The sequence below is a fragment of the Cryptosporangium japonicum genome, assembly GCF_039524755.1.
GTDB classification, from domain to species: domain Bacteria; phylum Actinomycetota; class Actinomycetes; order Mycobacteriales; family Cryptosporangiaceae; genus Cryptosporangium; species Cryptosporangium japonicum.
In genome coordinates this window covers 56,633-72,706 of the sequence record NZ_BAAAGX010000027.1, presented here as the reverse complement: position 1 = coordinate 72,706, position 16,074 = coordinate 56,633, and the positions used below count along the sequence as shown (strand labels likewise).

Sequence of the window (16,074 nt, the reverse complement as noted above, 5' to 3'; positions counted from 1 at the left end):
AGGAGGTGCTGTGTCCAAGGACGGGTCCGAATCCGCCGTCAGCTGGTCACCCAAGCTGGTCCGTCCGCTGCGCTCACGGGCCGTCTTCCTCCTCGCGTTCACCGCGTTCTTCCTCGTCAGCGCCGGGTGGGCGCTCGCGTTGCCCGCCAACGGCACGAACGACGAGGACGAGCACATCATCCGCGCCTACGGGGCCGCGAGCGGGCAGCTCTACTCCGCGCCGGCGGCCGCGGCCCGTGGCGGCGGCGCCTGGTACGACGTCCCGCGCAGCCTGCTGCCGGTGAACGCCGACTGCACGTACCGCTGGGAACTGCCGGCGTCCTGCCTGCAGCGTCCGCCGGACGACCCGAGCCGCACCGAGGTGGGCACCGCGGCCGGGCGCTACAACCCGCTCTATTACGTGCCGGTCGGCCTGCCGATGGTGATCAGCCCGAACATGGCCGGCATCATCCTCGGGCGGCTGATCTCCGCCGGTATGGTGGCCGGCCTGCTGGCCGCGTCGGCGACGATCGCGGTGCGCCGGCGCAGCCCGCTGCTGCTCGCCGCGGTGCTGGTGGCAGCCACGCCGAACGTGCTCAACCTGGCCGGCTCGATCAACCCGAGCGGCCTGGAGCTGGCCGCCGGTGTGCTGACCTGGACCGCGCTCCTGACGCTGGTCCGCGCCCGCGCCGGTGAGCTGGGCGACCGGTGGACGAGTCAGCTGTTGCTGGCCGCTGGCATCGGCGCCGCGACGCTGGTGTCGATCCGCACGCTGGGCCCGCTGCTGCTCGGTCTGACCGTGCTGGCCTGCATGGCGGCGGCCCGGCCCGGCCGCACCCGGGAGCTGCGCCAGCGCCGTGACTTCCGGCTGGTGGGGATCGCCGTCTCGGTCGCCGGCCTGTTCGGCGTCGGGTGGACGCTGTTCTCCGGCGTCCTCGACAACCCACCGGCCGAGCCGACGCCACGCCACCTCTCGTTCGGCGAGAAGCTCTCGTACGTCGTGGGCGACCGTTTGACCCAGTGGGTGGCCCAGGTGGTCGGCCGGTTCAGCTACGGCGAGGTGCAGGCGCCCAACGGGATGCTGGTGGCCTGGTACGCGCTGGCCCTGCTGATCATCGTGCCGACGCTCCTGTTCGCCACCTGGCGCCAGGCGTGCGTCATCCTCGGTGTCGCGGCGGTCAGCGTCGCGCTGCTCGTCGGCTTCGAGGTGCTGTACTACCAGCAGATCGGCTGGGCGCAGCAGAGCCGCTACATCCTCCCGTTCGGCGTCGGCGCGCTGTTGTTCGCCGGCAGCCTGCGCCGCTGGGAGCACCGCTTCGGCGAGGTCGCCACCAGGCGGTTCGTCCTGCTCTGCGGCTCGGTCGCGGCCCTGATGCACCTCTGGGCGCTGGCCGTCGTGATGACGCGCTTCCAGGTCGGTCAGCGGGAGAAGGCGCTCGGCGCGCTGCACGGCACCTGGCTGCCCGCCGTCGGCCCGCAGCTCCCGCTGCTCACCGCCGCGCTCGGTGGCCTGCTCCTGGTCGCGCTCGTCCTGCTCACCCGCTCGCCCAGGCCCGGCTCCGCGGCGGCGTTCACGGTCGGGCTCGACGCGCTCGTGCCCGGTCGGCGCCAGCCAGAGACCGTCTCCACCGCCGGAAACCCCGTAAAAGTGGACCAAAGGGAAGAGTGATCCGGGCCGTCCGTACTCACGGATCGGTTCAGGAAGCGGCTGCTCCGCCGACCGGCCGCGCCGGGCGCGGCGCTGTCGCACCCGCCCACTAGGGTGTCCGAGACGAGGCGGGGCAGGGGTTCTCCGCCGGGGAGGATGAGGTCGTGTTTCGAGGCCGGTGGGTGCTCCTCGTCGCGGTCGTCTCGTTCTTCCTGATGAGCGCCGGCTGGGCCGCTGCGCTGCCGATCAACGGCACCTACGACGAGTCGCAGCACCTGGTGCGTGCGTACGGCGTCGTCAGCGGCCAGGTCTACGCCGAGCCGACGAACGCCATCCGCGGCGGCGGCGCCTGGTTCGACGTGCCGCGCAGCCTGCTCCCGGGCGACCTCGACTGCACGTTCAAATCCGCGGACCGTCCGGCCGCCAGCTGCCAGACGCCGGCGCCCGACGACGAGTCCACCACGCGCGTGGGCAGCGCCGCCGGCCGGTACAACCCGGTGTACTACGCGGCGGTCGGCCTCCCGCTGCTGATCTCGCCCGACTTCGCCGGCATCGTCGGCGCGCGGCTGGTCTCCGCGCTCGGCGCGGCCCTGATGCTCGGCGCCGCGGTGCTGATCGCGTTCCGGCGTCGTCGTCCGCTGCTGCTCGCCGGCCTGATCGTGGTCGCCACGCCGATGGCGATGAACCTCAACGGCGCGATCAACCCGAACGGGTGGGAGATCGCGGCCGGTGTCCTGCTCTGGTCGACGCTGCTGACGCTGTTCCGCGCCCGCCCCGGTGAGCTCGGCGAACGGTTCACCCGCTGGCTCGTCGTCCTGGCCGGCATCACCGGCTCGCTGCTGCTCGTCCTGCGTGCGCTCGGCCCGGTCTTCCTGGTGCTGATCGTCGCGGCCTGCCTGCTGCTCTCCCGCCGCGGTGCGGTGATGGCGCTGGTGCGCCGCCACGACGTCTGGTGGGTGCTCGGCACCGGTGCGTTCGTCGGCCTGTACGCGATCGGCTGGATGCTGCTGTCCGGGCTGTCCGACAGCGAGGGCGCCATCGGCAACGACGCGGCCGACCTGCCCTGGTCGGACGCGTTGCGCCAGCTCTCCCTCACCCGCATGACGTTCTGGGTCAACCAGATCGTCGGCCAGTTCGGCTACGGCGAAACCACGGTGCCGACCTGGACGATCATCGCCTGGTACCTGCTGGTCGCGGCGCTCGTCGGCCCGGCGCTGGCGGTGGTGAAGCGTCGCCACGCGTTCGTGCTGCTCGGCGTGCTGGCCACGTCGTTCCTGTCGTTGATCGCGCTGGAGCTGTTCTACCTGCGCAACATCGGCTGGTCGCAGCACGGCCGGTACATCATGCCGTTCGGCGTCGGCCTGGTGCTGGCCGCCGTGTCGCTGCGCCGGCTCGATCGGGCGCTGGGCACCACCGGGGTGGCGCGGATCGTGCCCGGCGTCGCCGTGGTCACCGGCGTGCTGCACGTCTGGACGCTGCTGCTCGTGCAGTCACGGTTCCAGTTCGGGCAGGGCCGCGGCCTGAACCCGCTGCGCGGTAGCTGGACCCCACCGCTCGGCTCGTTCGCCCCGCTGCTGCTCGAGATCGCCGGCGTGGTGCTCCTCGCGGCCCTGGCATTCTGGTTCGTCCGCAACGCCGCGCCCACCGACGCGGCGGTGGCGGCTACGCCGGCGGCTCCCCGGGATGAAACGCTTGACCCCGTGCACCCCGATGACGCAGCGCCCCAGGCCCCAGTGGTGACGAGCGTGCCCGCGACCCCGGCCCAGGTGGCCGCCGAGACCCGGCTGCCCAACGGGGCGGTCGCTCCGTGAGTGCTCCGAGGGTCCAGTACGACGTCGCCGACCTCGGGCTCGCCGCGCACGGTCACAGCCGCATCGAGTGGGCCGACCGGTCGATGCCGGTGCTGCGCGCCATCCGGGACCGCTTCGCCGCGCAGCGTCCGTTCGAGGGCGTCCGCATCGCGGCCTGCCTGAACATCACCGCGGAGACCGCCAACCTGGTCCGCACGCTGCAGGCAGGCGGTGCGGAGATCCGGCTGTGCGCGTCCAACCCCCTCTCGACGCAGGACGACACCGCGGCCGCGCTGGTCTCCGAGTTCGGCGTCAGCGTGTTCGCCCGGCACCGCTCGGACTCGGTCACCTACCGCCAGCATCTCGACGCGGTGCTCGCCCGTGCGCCCGAGCTCGTGCTCGACGACGCCTGCGACCTGGCCACCGCGCTCCACACCGACTACCAGGACCTGCTCGCGGGCCTGCGTGGCGGCTGCGAGGAGACCACCAGCGGCGTCGTGCGGCTGCGGGCGATGGCGTCGGCCGGCGCGCTGCGCTACCCGGTCGTCGCGGTCACCGACACGCCCACCAAGAACCTCGTCGACAACCGCATCGGCACCGCCCAGTCCTCGATCGACGCGCTGCTGCGCAGTACGAACACCCTGCTCGCGGGCGCGAACGTGGTGGTCGCGGGCTTCGGGCACGTCGGCCAGGGCATCGCGGCCCGGCTCGCGGGCCTGGGTTCGCGCGTCATCGTCACCGAGGTCGATCCGGCCCGCGCCCTGGACGCGACGCTCAGCGGGTACGCGGTGCTGACCATGGCCGAGGCGGCGCCGCTCGGCGACGTGTTCATCACGGTCACCGGCAACCGCGACGTCATCCGCGACGAGCACTTCGCGCTGATGAAGGACGGGGCGGTGCTGGCCAACGCCGGCCACTTCGACCTGGAGATCGACGTGGCCTGGCTGGCCGCGAACGCGATCGCGCGCAACGTCGAGGTCCGTCCGCACGTCGACGAGTACGTCCAGAAGGACGGCCGGCGGCTGCTCCTGGTCGCCGAGGGTCGGGTGGCGAACCTGGCCGGTGCCGAGGGCCATCCGGCGGCGGTGATGGACATCGCGTTCGGCATGCAGGCGCTCTCGGCGGAGTGGCTGCTGCGTACCGAACCGGGTGCCCTTCCGGCCGCGGTGCTGGAGGTCCCGCCGGGCATCGACCGGGAGATCGCGCGGTTGAAACTCGCCGCTCTCGACGTGACTCTCGACATCCTCACCGAAACTCAGCTCGCGTACCTCACCAGCTGGTCGTCCTGACCTGCGGTTTCACCGCCACCTACCGTCCACATTGTTGTGTGATGCAATTGGTAGGGCTCACCCGGTTGAGTTCCCGTTAGGTAAGGCTTACCGTTGCTGCGCTCAACGAGACAGCGGCACGGAAGGTAGCGGACGGTGGATTACTTCTTTCCGAACCTTCTGATCGGGCTCCGCGAAGGGCTCGAAGCCGCGCTCGTGGTCAGCATCCTGGTCGCCTACCTGGTCAAGACCGAGCGTCGCAACCGCCTGCCGCTGGTCTGGGCCGGGGTGGCCGGCGCGGTGGTCCTGGCGGTGGCGTTCGGGGCGCTGCTCACCTACGCCGTCACCGGTCTGGACACGTTCAAGCAGCAGGAGCTCGCCGGCGGCGTCCTCTCGATCGTCGCGGTCGCACTCGTCACCTGGATGATCTTCTGGATGCGCCGGACGGCCCGGCACCTCAAGGCCGAGCTCACCGACCGGCTCGAAGCGGCGATCGCGATGGGCGCGGGCGCGGTCGCGCTGATGGCGTTCCTCGCGGTGGCCCGCGAGGGCCTGGAGACCACGCTGTTCTTCTTCAGCGCGGCCCAGCAGGCCGACAGCGAGGTCGGGCCGCTGCTCGGCTTCCTGGTCGGCATCCTGATCGCGGTCGCGCTGGCGTTCGCGCTCTACCAGGGCGCCGTCCGCATCAACCTCGCCACGTTCTTCACCTGGACCGGAGCGCTGCTCGTCGTCGTCGCGGCCGGCATCTTCGCGTACGGTTTCCACGACCTGCAGGAAGCCGAGGTCCTGCCCGGCCTGAACACGCTGGCGTTCGACGTCAGCGCGCAGGTCCCGCCGGACAGCTGGTACGGCACGTTGCTCAAGGGCATCTTCAACTTCCAGCCGCAGACCACCGTGCTCCAGGCCGTCGCCTGGGTCGCCTACCTGGTCCCGGTACTCACGTTCTTCCTCTGGCCGAGCAAGCCCTCCCAGGTGAAGACCCCCGAACCGGCTCCCGCCCACCACTGAGAGAAAGACCCCCACATGCGCATGTCCCGACCTTCTACCGTGTTCGCCCTGGCGCTCGCGGGGGTCACGGTGTTCGGAGCAGCCGGCTGCAGCTCCTCCGACGACAACGGCTCCGGCGAGAAGAAGAGCGGCGGCCCGATCGCGGTCGCGGCCACCGACTCGTCCTGCAAGGTCGACCAGACCGAGCTCGACGCCGGCACCAGCACGTTCGAGATCAGGAACACCGGTTCGAAGGTCACCGAGTTCTACGTGTACGCCGAGGGCGACCGGATCATGGGTGAGGTCGAGAACATCGGCCCCGGCCTGACCCGCAAGCTGATCGTCGAGCTGCCCGCCGGCTCGTACGAGGGCGCGTGCAAGCCCGGTATGAAGGGCAACGGTCTGCGTACCGCGCTGAAGGTCACCGGCGCGAGCGAGTCGCTCGGCACCGACGCGCAGCTCGCCGAGGCCACCGCGAGCTACCAGCGGTACGTGAAGAGCCAGACCGCGGCGCTGATCACCAAGACGACCGAGTTCGTCACCGCGGTGAAGGCCAACGACGTCCCGAAGGCGAAGGCGCTGTTCCCGGTCGCGCGCACCTACTGGGAGCGGATCGAGCCGGTGGCCGAGAGCTTCGGTGACCTCGACCCGCGCACCGACGCCCGCGAGAACGACGTCGAGCCGGGCACCGAGTGGACCGGGTTCCACCGCCTCGAGAAGGACCTCTGGGTCACCGGGGACGTCTCGAAGGACGGCGCGCTCGCCGACCAACTGCTGAAGGACGTCCAGGAGGTCGTCACCAAGTCCAACTCGGTGACGCTCTCCCCGCTGCAGTTGGCGAACGGCGCCAAGGGCCTGCTCGACGAGGTGGCGACCGGCAAGATCACCGGCGAGGAAGACCGGTACTCGCACACCGACCTGTGGGACTTCCAGGCCAACGTCGAGGGCTCGAAGGCCGCGATCGCGGCGCTGCGCCCGACGCTCGAGGACCGGGACCCCGCGCTGGTCAAGGAGCTCGACACCCGTTTCGACGCGGTGCAGAAGCTGCTCGACGCGCAGGCCACCGACGACGGGTTCAAGCTCTACACCGAGCTCACCCCGGCCGAGATCAAGGCGTTCGCGACCGCTGTCGACGCGTTGAGCGAGCCGCTGAGCAAGGTCGCCGCGGTCGTCGCGCAGAAGTAGGCCGTTCGAGGGCGCCCCGGTCGCACACCGGGGCGCCCTCGAGACGTGATGGGAGGGCTGAGCAATGGAAGCGTCCACCGAGAGCGAAGCTCCGGCGGTTCCCGCCGACGCTCCGACCGAGAAGCGGGGCTTCTCGCGGCGGCGGCTGCTGGGTGCCGGAGCGGCCGGGCTGGCCGGGCTCGGCGCCGCGGCGGCCGGTGGGTACGTCGTCGCGGACGCACGGTCCGGAGCGAAGAACGAGGTCGGCGACGCCGCCGGCTCGGTGCCGTTCCACGGCACGCACCAGGCCGGTATCACCACCCCGGCGCAGGACCGCCTGCACTTCGTCAGCTTCGACATCACGACCGAGAACCGCGCCGACCTCGTCGACCTGATGCGTGAGTGGACGAAGGCCGCGGAGCGGATGACCGCCGGTGACCCGGCCGGTGACCTCGGCGGGCTCGTCGAAGCGCCGCCGGCCGACACCGGCGAGGCGCTCGGACTCCCGCCGTCGCAGCTCACGCTGACGATCGGGTTCGGCCCGTCGATGTTCGACAAGCGCTTCGGGCTGACGTCACGGCGCCCGCCCGCGCTCGTCGACCTGCCGTCGTTCCCCGGCGACGACCTGGAGGAGGCGCGCTCCGGCGGCGACATCGCGATCCAGGCCTGCGCCCACGACCCCCAGGTGGCCGTGCACGCCGTACGCAACCTGGCCCGGATCGGGTTCGGCGCGGTGGCCGTGCGCTGGTCGCAGCTGGGCTTCGGCCGCACGTCGTCGACGTCACGCGACCAGGCCACCCCGCGCAACCTGTTCGGGTTCAAGGACGGCACGGCCAACCTCAAGGCCGAGGACGCGAAGCTGCTCCAGGAGCAGCTCTGGGCCGACGGCGCCGACGGTGCCCCCTGGATGGCCAACGGCTCCTACCTGGTGGCCCGCCGCATGCGGATGCACATCGAGACGTGGGACCGCACCTCGCTCGACGAGCAGCAGGTGATCTTCGGTCGCTTCAAGGGCTCCGGCGCCCCCACGACCAGCCCCGACCAGAGCACGGCCGAGTTCGACGAGTTCGAGTTCGACACGGTCACCGGGGCCTCCGAACCGGTGATCGCCGAGAACGCGCACACCCGGCTGGCGCACCCGGACTTCAACAACGGCGCCCGCCTGCTGCGGCGCGGCTACAACTTCGTCGACGGCTCGGACGGTCTGGGCCGCCTGGACGCCGGGTTGTTCTTCCTGGCCTACCAGCGTGACCCGCGTAAGCAGTTCATCCCGATCCAGCAGAACCTGGCCCGCTCCGACGCGATGAACGAGTACGTCAAGCACGTCGGCAGCGCGATCTACGCCGTTCCGCCCGGCGTCACGAAGGGCGGTTACTGGGGGGACACGCTGCTGCGGTGATCGGGCAGGCCGAGCGCGACGACCGCGCGCCGGGCCGCGAGCCGCTCGGCCTCCCGCCGCCGCCGCTCCGCCAGCACCGCGGTGAGGTACGCCCACGCGGGCGTGCCCGGCGGCGGGGGAGGGGTGGTGCTCTGGTAGATCTCGTCGGCCAGCCGCCGCCCGAGCGACACCCGGGCCTCGGCACGCATGCCCTGCGCCCGGGTCAGGAACTGCCGGAGCGTCATGGCCAGCGCGTCGTCGACGCCGGTCAGGTCGAGGTCGCGGGCCCAGCGCGCGAGCTCGGGCGGCATCACGATCGGCGTCCTGCTCAGGTCGGGTAGCCGCTCGACCAGCACGATCGTGCCCGCGGCCAGATCGCCCAGGCGTTTGGCCCTGGCCGTGAACAGAATGCAGGCGGAGCCGAAGATCCAGGTCAGCGGCGCCAGCAGCAGGCCGGGCCACTCCACCGCGACGCCGATCAACCCGCGGGTCAGCGCGTGCCGGAACCGGATCGGGCCGCCGTCGTCACGGACCACGCGCAGCCCGAGCGCGAACTTCCCCGGGCTGCGGCCACGGGTGAACGTCTCGAACGCGACCGGCCAGACGACGAACACGAACACCAGGGTCAGGATGCCCAGCGTGGCCTGCACCGCGACGTTCGCCCGGGCCGCGGCCTCGGCGAGCACGATGTTCAGCCCGATGAGCAGAACGATCTGGAGGAACGCGTCGATCGCGACCGCCGTCGCCCTCGTCGCGAGCCGGGCGACCGGCAGCTCGACCTCGACGGCCTCGCCGATGATGAGCCGCTGCCGCTCCGATGTCACCGGGTCACTTTCCCATACGCCCGCTACGAGATCGTGAAGCCCAGCTCCGCGGCCAGCACGTCGGCCAGTGCGATGGCCTGGTCGGACGAGATGAGCGCTCCGCGCAGCGTGGCGAGACCGCGGGCGCCTTCCAGGCGGGAGCCACGCAGGTCGCACTTGCGTGCCGCGTCCGCGCCGAACTCCGCGCCGGCCAGGTCGCAGTTGTCGAACACGAACCCGGAGAGGTCACCGCGCAGCGTCGTGCCGGCGAACGTGCAGTCGCGGAACACGATCGAGCCCTTGGCCCTGCGCACGTAGAGCCCACCGTTGTCCCAGCGGGACCCGGTGATCAGCACGTCCTCGGCGAACGTCGCGATCAGCCGCCAGCCGACCAGCCGGGAGTCGGCGATCTCCAGCCGCCGCGCCGACACCCCCTCCCAGCGGGCGCCGGCCAGGTCCGACCGCTCGATACGCACGTCGCTGACGTCGAGCGGCTCGAACTTGGTGCCGGTGAAGTCGGCCCCGTCGGCGTAGACGGTGGCGATCTCGCCGCGCCCGGCCACGCCGACGTACGAGCCGGTCAAGTGGTTGCGGTACAGGTCGATCTCGTCGTCGATCGGCTCGTCGACGGGTTCGAGGAGGTCGAGATCCAGCTGGGGCGGGCGGGGAGCGGTCCCGGTCGGAGGCACGGGGAAACCGTAGCTCCTCCAGAATGGCACCGTGGAAACGTCCGCCACCGGCCCCGGCAGCCGGAGCCGCCCCCGCCCGACCTGGCCGGAGCTGCCGGGACCGGTGCGGGAGGGGATCGAGCGCGCACTCGGTGCGGCGGTCGTCGAGGCCGTCAGCACTCCGCTCGGGCTCACCCCCGGCCTGGCGTCGCGGGTGCTCCTCGCGGACGGACGGCGGGCCTTCCTGAAAGCCGCCGGCGTGCACCGCGGCCCGTTCGAGGTCGAGAAACTCCGCCACGAGGCGCGGGTGCTGGACGCGCTCCGGCCGGACACCCCGGCGCCGCGCCTGCTCGGCCTCTACGACGACGGGCGCTGGGCCGCGCTGGCCTGCACCGACGTCGACGGCCGCCCGCCCGCCCTGCCCTGGACCGCCGACGACCTGGAGCGGGTGCTCGACGCGCTGGCCCGGTGCGCCGCGGCCACCACACCGGCGCCGCTCGGCGAACCACGGTTCGTGACCGACTGGGCCGCGGACCTGACCGGCTGGCGGTACCTCGCGAGCACCCCGGCCGCCGCGGAGGCCGCCCGGGCGGCGTTCCCCGACCACGACTTCGACCTGGAGCGGCTCGCCCGCCTGGAGGCCGGCTGGTCGGTGCGTGCCGACGGCGACACGCTGCTCCACGGCGATCTGCGTGCCGACAACATCCTGCTCACCGACGAGCGGGTGTGGTTCGTCGACTGGCCGTCCGCGTGCGTGGGCGCGCCCTGGCTCGATCTGGTGTTCCTGCTCCCGAGCGTCGCCGCCAGCGCGCCCGCGGTCGACGTCGGCACGATTCTTCACACCCACCCACTGACCAGGGACGTCGCTCCGGAGACGATCACCGCGACGGTGGCGGCGCTGGCCGGGTTCCTGGTGACGGTCGGGCTGGAACCGGCGCCGTGGTACGCCCCCGAGGTGCGTGCGTTCCAGCGCGCCGAGGCGGCCGCGGCGCTTCGGTGGCTGAACGGGATGATTTAGGGAGCCGGCCCCGGGGTTTCCTCCGAAGCACCGGTTACGCCCCGATAGGCACGGTATGACCATGGGATCGGTGCTCCGGCGCCCCGGCACGCTGCTGCTGGCCGTGCTCGTGGTCGACACGTACGCGTACGTCGTGTCCGACGCCGGCGACTCGCCGGTCGGCCTGCTGACCTACCTGCTGCAGGCGTTCCTGCTCTACCGGCTCTGGCGCGGCGCGAACGCCGTGCCGTGGCTGCTGCTGCTGGCCATCACCGCGTACGAGGCTTTCTGCGTGAAGCAGGTGATCGACGCCGGGGTGGCGGCCGACCACCGCGACTGGGTGGCCGCGCACGTAGCCGCGGTCGCGACGACGGTGATCGTCCTGATCAGCGCACCGGTGCGACGCGGGCTCGGTCCACTACGTGGAATCCGCGGGGTGGAGCGCGCGTGATCTCCGCCACGTCAATACCACGGCGTCGGTACGCCCGACCGCGGCGAGTCGCCGACAGTGCCGGGGCGTCCTGCGGTGATGACCACCCGGACGAACCCTGACGGCGAAAGGCTGACGCGGTCCGACCTGCTGACGGACCGCGCCGTGATACCGCCTGCTCGTCAAACTCTGTAACGTTCTTGTTGCTCGACCGCGAACACCACGTGTCAACCAGGTGGCTCGAGGGGTCGACGCAAGGGAGTGGCTCCATCCGCAGCCGGCTACCGCCGGTGGGCCCCCCGACCATCCGGCCGTGGCGTCGTTGGTGACGCCTGGCGCCCTGTGCCTGCCGCACGCATCTCCGTGTGCCGGGCCGGCCGGTGTGCCCACCGAACGATTCGTCGCGTTGGAGACTGTCATGACCGCCGGGCCTTCTGCCCAGCCTGCCCTGCTGCCTGTCCGGAGCCGTCGCGACCGCGGAGTCGCCGACCTGGCGATGGAGGCGGCCGACGTGCTGCGCAGCAACGACATCGGAACGATGGTGACCGCTGCGCCGGCGCTGTACCCGCACATGTGGAGCTGGGACGCCGCGTTCATCTCGATCGGCCTGGCGCACCTGGGCATCGAGCGCGCGGGGCAGGAGATCCGGACGCTCCTCGCCGCGCAGTGGACCGACGGCATGATCCCGCACATCGTCTACGGCGACCGCGGTGGTTACTTCCCGGGCCCCGGGCGCTGGGGTACCGCCGAGCTGTCCGCGTCCGCGCCGCAGGCCCCGCTGACGTCGGGCATCTGCCAGCCGCCCGTCCACTCGATCGCCGTCGGCCGCATCCTCGAGGTGGCCCGCCGCGGCTCCGACGAGGACCGCGCGGCCGGCGAGAAGCTGGTTCTCGACTCCTGGGACTCGCTCTACCGCTGGCACTCCTGGCTGGCGCGGTACCGCGACCCGGAGGGCACCGGTCTGGTCGCGGTCGTGCACGGCTGGGAGTCGGGCATGGACAACTCGCCCCGCTGGGACCAGCCGTACTCGGCCGTCGTGCCCGGCCCCGACCTGCCGCCGTACGTCCGGCTCGACCGCGAGCTGGTGCGTGACGGCGCGGAGCGGCCCACCGACCTCGAGTACGACCGCTACCTCTGGCTGATCGAGGAGATGCGCCGCGTCTCCTACGACCCGGTCAAGGTGTACGAGACGTGCAGCTTCCTGGTCGCCGACGTGCTGGTCAGCGCGATCTTCGCGGTGGCGTCCGACGTGCTCGCCGACCTCGGCGACGAGTTCGGGATGCCGGCGTCGCAGGTCGCCGACCTGCGGGGGTGGGCGGCCCGCTCGCGTGCCGCGGTGGCCGCGTCGTGCTCGCCGGAGACCGGGCTCGCCCGCGACTTCGACCGGCGCACCGGTCGCTGGATCGACGTCGAGACCCTCGCCGGGTTCGCGCCGCTGATCTGCGGCGGTCTCGACGCCGACGCCGAGCGCGCGCTGCTCGAGACCCTGCACGGGCCGCGCTGGGCCGGGCACCCGGATCTGGTCGCGAAGGTCCCGCCGACGGTGTCGCCGGACTCGGCCGGGTTCAAGTCGCGTGAGTACTGGCGCGGGCCGCAGTGGCCGGTGGTGTCGTGGCTGTTCGGGTGGGCGCACGCCCGCCACGGCCACGTGCTCGAGGCGCGGGCGCTGCGCACCGAGACGCTGAAGCTGGTCGGCGACGGCGCTTTCTCCGAGTACTACGAGCCCGTGACGGGCGAGGCACTCGGCAGCCGGCGACAGAGCTGGACGGCCGCGGTGATCCTGGACTGGCTCGACCAATAGCGCCATTCCCGGATGGGAATTGCATCCCGGTCGATCCGAAAACTCTCGCCGTCCGTATTTACGGGCATGGACGTCGACTCGCTCACCGTGGGCCGCGAAACGCCCAGCATCGATCAGTCAGCCCCGCCGACCGACACGTTCGCCCAGTACCTCCCGCCCGGCTGGATGACGCTCCGCGTCGCCCACGACCGGTGGCTGCTCTACGGCCCGCACCGCGACCGGGGCCCCTCCCGGGGCTCCGCGGTGCTGGTCGGCGAGCTCACCTGGCTGCACTCCGACGAGTGGCGGGTACTCCCCGTCGACGAGATCCTGCCCTGGGACCGGACCTTCCCGAACGTGCTGGCCGCCCTCGACCCGCTGATGACCTGGTGGAACCTCCGCCGCCGCTACCGCGAGGCCAGCTGACGCCTCATCGCAGCACCGGGGCCGGGCGCGGCGGCAGTCGCCAGGCTCCGCCGCGGTCCTCCCGGGCGAACCGGGCCGCCAACTCCGGGATACGCAGCGCGGTGGCCAGCCCGGCCACGCCGAGCAGGACCTCGATCCCGGCCTGTTTGGTCGGCAGGGCCAGGTTCAGGAGCCTGGGCTTCACGGTGCCCTGGATCTCGTCGACGAACGGCCGCAGTTCGGTCTCGTAGTTCGCCAGCGCCGTCGGCAGGTCGTCGGCGCCGCGGTTGAGCTGTCCGGCCAGGACGTAGGCGCCGACGAGACCACCGGAGATGCCCATGCCGCTGTACGGGGAGGCGCAGTGGGCGGCGTCGCCGGCGAGTACCACCCGGCCCCGGGACCAGCGGTCGAGCCGGACCTGCACGACCTCCTGGGAGTAGAAGAACGGGCTGTCCGGCATGCCGTCGATGAACCGCTGGGCCTGCCAGCCGGCGTCCCGGAAGCGCTCGGCCCAGAACGCCTGCTGCTCGGCGACGGGGCGGCGGTGGATCGCCGCGAAGTCGGGGGAGCTGTCGCGCTGGACGAAGTAGGCCTGGGTCTCGGTCGCGTTGTGGCTGCGGCGCATGATCTGCCGCCCCCGAGGGGCGAGGTAGGTGTCCCGGATGCGCCCATCGGAGGCGATGCGTGGCACGAACCAGTACGCCAGGTGGATCCCGAGGTGCCGGTACGGATCGTGGTCGTCCGTCACCACGGCGCGGCGGAGGCGTGACCCTTGTCCGTCGGCGCCGACGAGCAGGTCGAAGTCCTCGGCCGAGCCGTCGGAGAAACGCACGGTCACCGCGTGCTCGTCCTGGTCGAACCCTTCGACGCCAACGCCGAAGCGATGGTCGACGCCCTCGCCGTTCGCCTCGTGGAGCACCTGCACGAGGTCCCCGCGCATGATCTCGTACTCCGAGGTCAGCGTCTGCCGACCGGTGCCGGACGTGTTCGCCATGATCGTGCCCCGGCGCCGGCCGTTCCGGTCGACGAACGCCACCCCCGGTTCGTCGACGAGGCGCTCCTCGATCCGGTCCAGCAGGCCCATGGCCTGTGCCGCTTCGATGCCCTGACCTCGCAGGTCCACCTGGGCGCCGTAGGCACGCAGCTCGGGAAAACGTTCCGCGACGACGACGTCGTGGCCTCCCCTCGACAGCCAGAAAGCCACCGCTTCCCCGGTCACGCCGGCTCCGGCGATGAGCACACGCAGCTTCTTCATGGCGCCCTCCGTCTATCACTGATAGGTGCTTGAGAGAGTCACCTATCAGCGATAGGTTGTCAAGGTGGGAAAAGTGGACCGGCAGACCGTCGTCGCCGAAGCGCTCGAGCTGCTCGACGAGGTCGGGCTGGACGGCATGAGCACGCGCCTCTTGGCCCGGCGGCTGGGCATCCAGCAGCCGTCGCTCTACTTCCATTTCCGCAAGAAAGAGGACCTGTTGGCGGCGATGGCCGAAGCGGCGATGGCGCCGCACGCGACCGCCCGGCTCCCGCGGCCCTCCGACGACTGGCGGGAGTGGTTCCTGGACAACATGCGCAGCTTCCGCCGGACGCTGCTTCTGCGTCGCGACGGCGCCCGCCTGCACGCCGGAGGGCTACCCGGACCCGGCGACCGCGGCCGGATCGCCCAGAAGATGGCGTTCCTCATGAACGCCGGCGTGCCGGAGCGCGACGCTCGGATGGCGATGCTCGCCGCCGGCCGCTTCACGGTCGGCTGCGTCCTCGAGGAACAGGCCGACGTCACCGGCGAGCAGGACGCCGACGTGCCACTCGTCGACCACGAGTCCGCCTTCGAGGCGGGCCTGAGCCTTCTCCTCGACGGCCTCGTCGCCCGGATGACGACGGTGACCGGTGACCGCCTACACCCTTAGTCCCACCAGAAGTACCAGCTCGGGCTGCGTACCTGGCCGGCGGCCAGTGCGGCCAGGGAGCCGACGCCCTGGTCCACCGCGTCGGGGCAGTAGGCGTACTGCTCGACCGCGGTGGTCGCGGCCTCGCGGGGGTCCATGGGGGGCGTCGGGACCAATAGCTCGAGCATGTCGAACGAGAGCGTGACGAGCTGCGCGCCGTGCAGGTCGTGCCAGCGCTTGAGGATCGCGACGTGGTCCGCGCCGTCGAGGTCGCAGTTCACCGCGCCCTGCCAGGACAGGAGGCCCGGCACCTCGTAACCGGCGCGGGCCGGGATGAGGCCGACGAGCGTCTCCTGCTTGTCCCAGACGAACTCGGGTTCGGGGCTGGGCTGGGCGTCCAGATCGGGGTTCAGGAAGACGTCCTCGATCGACATCGTGTTCTGCGACTCGGCCAGCTCGGCGAGCCGCCGGGCGGCGTCCATCGCCAAGCCCCGTTCGACGGCGGTGGGGTCGCAGTCGTTCTCGGCCATGTACGCCAGGTCGGCGGTCTCGTCGCCGGGGCCGACCAGGAACGGGTAGAGGCCGGTGCGCTCGTGCAGCCGACGTAACCGCAGCCAGTGGTCGAAGCCTTCGCCGGCTTCGACCGGGTACGCCCAGACCGGTACGCCGGTGCCCGTGCGGAAGAGGAGGTCGAGTCCGGGCAGCGCGACGCCGAGCCGGACGAACACGTCCTGCGGGTTGCCCCCTCGATCGGAGAACGAACTGACAGCGGCCACGCCGCAATCTTCTCAGGCCGAGCGACATGTCGACAGGGAACCCTGACCCAGGTGTGGACCAACCTTCGTTCGGCAACACTGCTCCCCATGAGTCACCTCCAGCTTTCTCGATTCGGTA

General features: G+C 71.6%; 15 protein-coding genes. 11 read left to right on the top strand and 4 right to left on the bottom strand.

Annotated elements, in window-relative coordinates; translation table 11 throughout:
• The first annotated feature begins 10 nt into the window (after positions 1-10).
• The 6 genes from ABD437_RS31400 to efeB all read left to right on the top strand — a co-directional run bounded on the left by ABD437_RS31400 (position 11) and on the right by efeB (position 8,235).
• Positions 11-1,648 (top strand): DUF2142 domain-containing protein, encoded by a 1,638-nt coding sequence (locus ABD437_RS31400; protein ID WP_344652568.1) that lies wholly within the window; start codon positions 11-13, stop codon positions 1,646-1,648.
• 143 nt (positions 1,649-1,791) lie between these two features.
• A complete protein-coding gene (locus tag ABD437_RS31395; RefSeq protein ID WP_344652567.1) occupies positions 1,792-3,438 on the top strand; it encodes a DUF2142 domain-containing protein in 1,647 nt (548 codons plus the stop codon).
• The gene (ahcY, locus tag ABD437_RS31390; protein ID WP_344652566.1) at positions 3,435-4,706 is read left to right on the top strand and encodes an adenosylhomocysteinase; all 1,272 of its coding nucleotides are present in this window, start codon (positions 3,435-3,437) and stop codon (positions 4,704-4,706) included. Before ABD437_RS31395 ends, ahcY begins: the two co-directional genes overlap by 4 nt.
• A 135-nt stretch (positions 4,707-4,841) precedes the next feature.
• A complete protein-coding gene (gene efeU, locus ABD437_RS31385) occupies positions 4,842-5,693 on the top strand; it encodes an iron uptake transporter permease EfeU (protein ID WP_344652565.1) in 852 nt (283 codons plus the stop codon).
• A 21-nt stretch (positions 5,694-5,714) separates the two neighbouring features.
• On the top strand, positions 5,715-6,857 hold the full coding sequence (efeO, locus tag ABD437_RS31380; RefSeq protein WP_425558288.1) for an iron uptake system protein EfeO: 1,143 nt from the start codon (positions 5,715-5,717) through the stop codon (positions 6,855-6,857).
• Positions 6,858-6,921: 64 nt separating this feature from the next.
• Positions 6,922-8,235 (top strand): iron uptake transporter deferrochelatase/peroxidase subunit, encoded by a 1,314-nt coding sequence (gene efeB / locus ABD437_RS31375; protein ID WP_344652563.1) that lies wholly within the window; start codon positions 6,922-6,924, stop codon positions 8,233-8,235.
• On the opposite strand, the gene ABD437_RS31370 is transcribed toward efeB, so the two are convergent.
• Positions 8,208-9,038 (bottom strand): RDD family protein, encoded by an 831-nt coding sequence (locus ABD437_RS31370; protein WP_344652562.1) that lies wholly within the window; start codon positions 9,036-9,038, stop codon positions 8,208-8,210. The genes efeB and ABD437_RS31370 overlap by 28 nt on opposite strands.
• A 23-nt stretch (positions 9,039-9,061) precedes the next feature.
• On the bottom strand, positions 9,062-9,706 hold the full coding sequence (locus ABD437_RS31365; protein ID WP_344652561.1) for a pentapeptide repeat-containing protein: 645 nt from the start codon (positions 9,704-9,706) through the stop codon (positions 9,062-9,064).
• A 31-nt stretch (positions 9,707-9,737) separates the two neighbouring features.
• Here ABD437_RS31365 and ABD437_RS31360 point away from each other — a divergent pair, with 31 nt between their 5' ends.
• From ABD437_RS31360 to ABD437_RS31345, 4 genes are all read left to right on the top strand, one after another.
• A complete protein-coding gene (locus tag ABD437_RS31360; RefSeq protein ID WP_344652560.1) occupies positions 9,738-10,703 on the top strand; it encodes an aminoglycoside phosphotransferase family protein in 966 nt (321 codons plus the stop codon).
• A 61-nt stretch (positions 10,704-10,764) separates the two neighbouring features.
• Entirely contained in the window at positions 10,765-11,133 is a 369-nt protein-coding gene (locus tag ABD437_RS31355; protein ID WP_344652559.1) for a hypothetical protein, read from the top strand.
• Between the two features lie 475 nt (positions 11,134-11,608).
• Positions 11,609-12,913, top strand: coding sequence for a glucosylglycerate hydrolase (gene ggh / locus ABD437_RS31350; RefSeq protein ID WP_344652589.1), 1,305 nt, complete (start codon positions 11,609-11,611; stop codon positions 12,911-12,913).
• A 66-nt stretch (positions 12,914-12,979) separates the two neighbouring features.
• Complete coding sequence (locus tag ABD437_RS31345; protein WP_344652558.1) at positions 12,980-13,318, top strand: hypothetical protein; 339 nt, start codon at positions 12,980-12,982, stop codon at positions 13,316-13,318.
• A 4-nt stretch (positions 13,319-13,322) separates the two neighbouring features.
• On the opposite strand, the gene ABD437_RS31340 is transcribed toward ABD437_RS31345, so the two are convergent.
• Positions 13,323-14,552 (bottom strand): FAD-dependent monooxygenase, encoded by a 1,230-nt coding sequence (locus ABD437_RS31340; RefSeq protein ID WP_344652557.1) that lies wholly within the window; start codon positions 14,550-14,552, stop codon positions 13,323-13,325.
• 73 nt (positions 14,553-14,625) lie between these two features.
• Between ABD437_RS31340 and ABD437_RS31335 the strand changes: the two genes are divergently transcribed.
• Positions 14,626-15,201, top strand: coding sequence for a TetR/AcrR family transcriptional regulator C-terminal domain-containing protein (locus tag ABD437_RS31335; RefSeq protein ID WP_425558287.1), 576 nt, complete (start codon positions 14,626-14,628; stop codon positions 15,199-15,201).
• Here the strand turns inward: ABD437_RS31335 and ABD437_RS31330 are convergent.
• Positions 15,198-15,956: a DUF4253 domain-containing protein gene (locus ABD437_RS31330; RefSeq protein WP_344652555.1), complete on the bottom strand. Its 759-nt coding sequence runs from the start codon at positions 15,954-15,956 to the stop codon at positions 15,198-15,200. The two genes, ABD437_RS31335 and ABD437_RS31330, sit on opposite strands and share 4 nt — an antisense overlap.
• Positions 15,957-16,074: the final 118 nt, after the last annotated feature.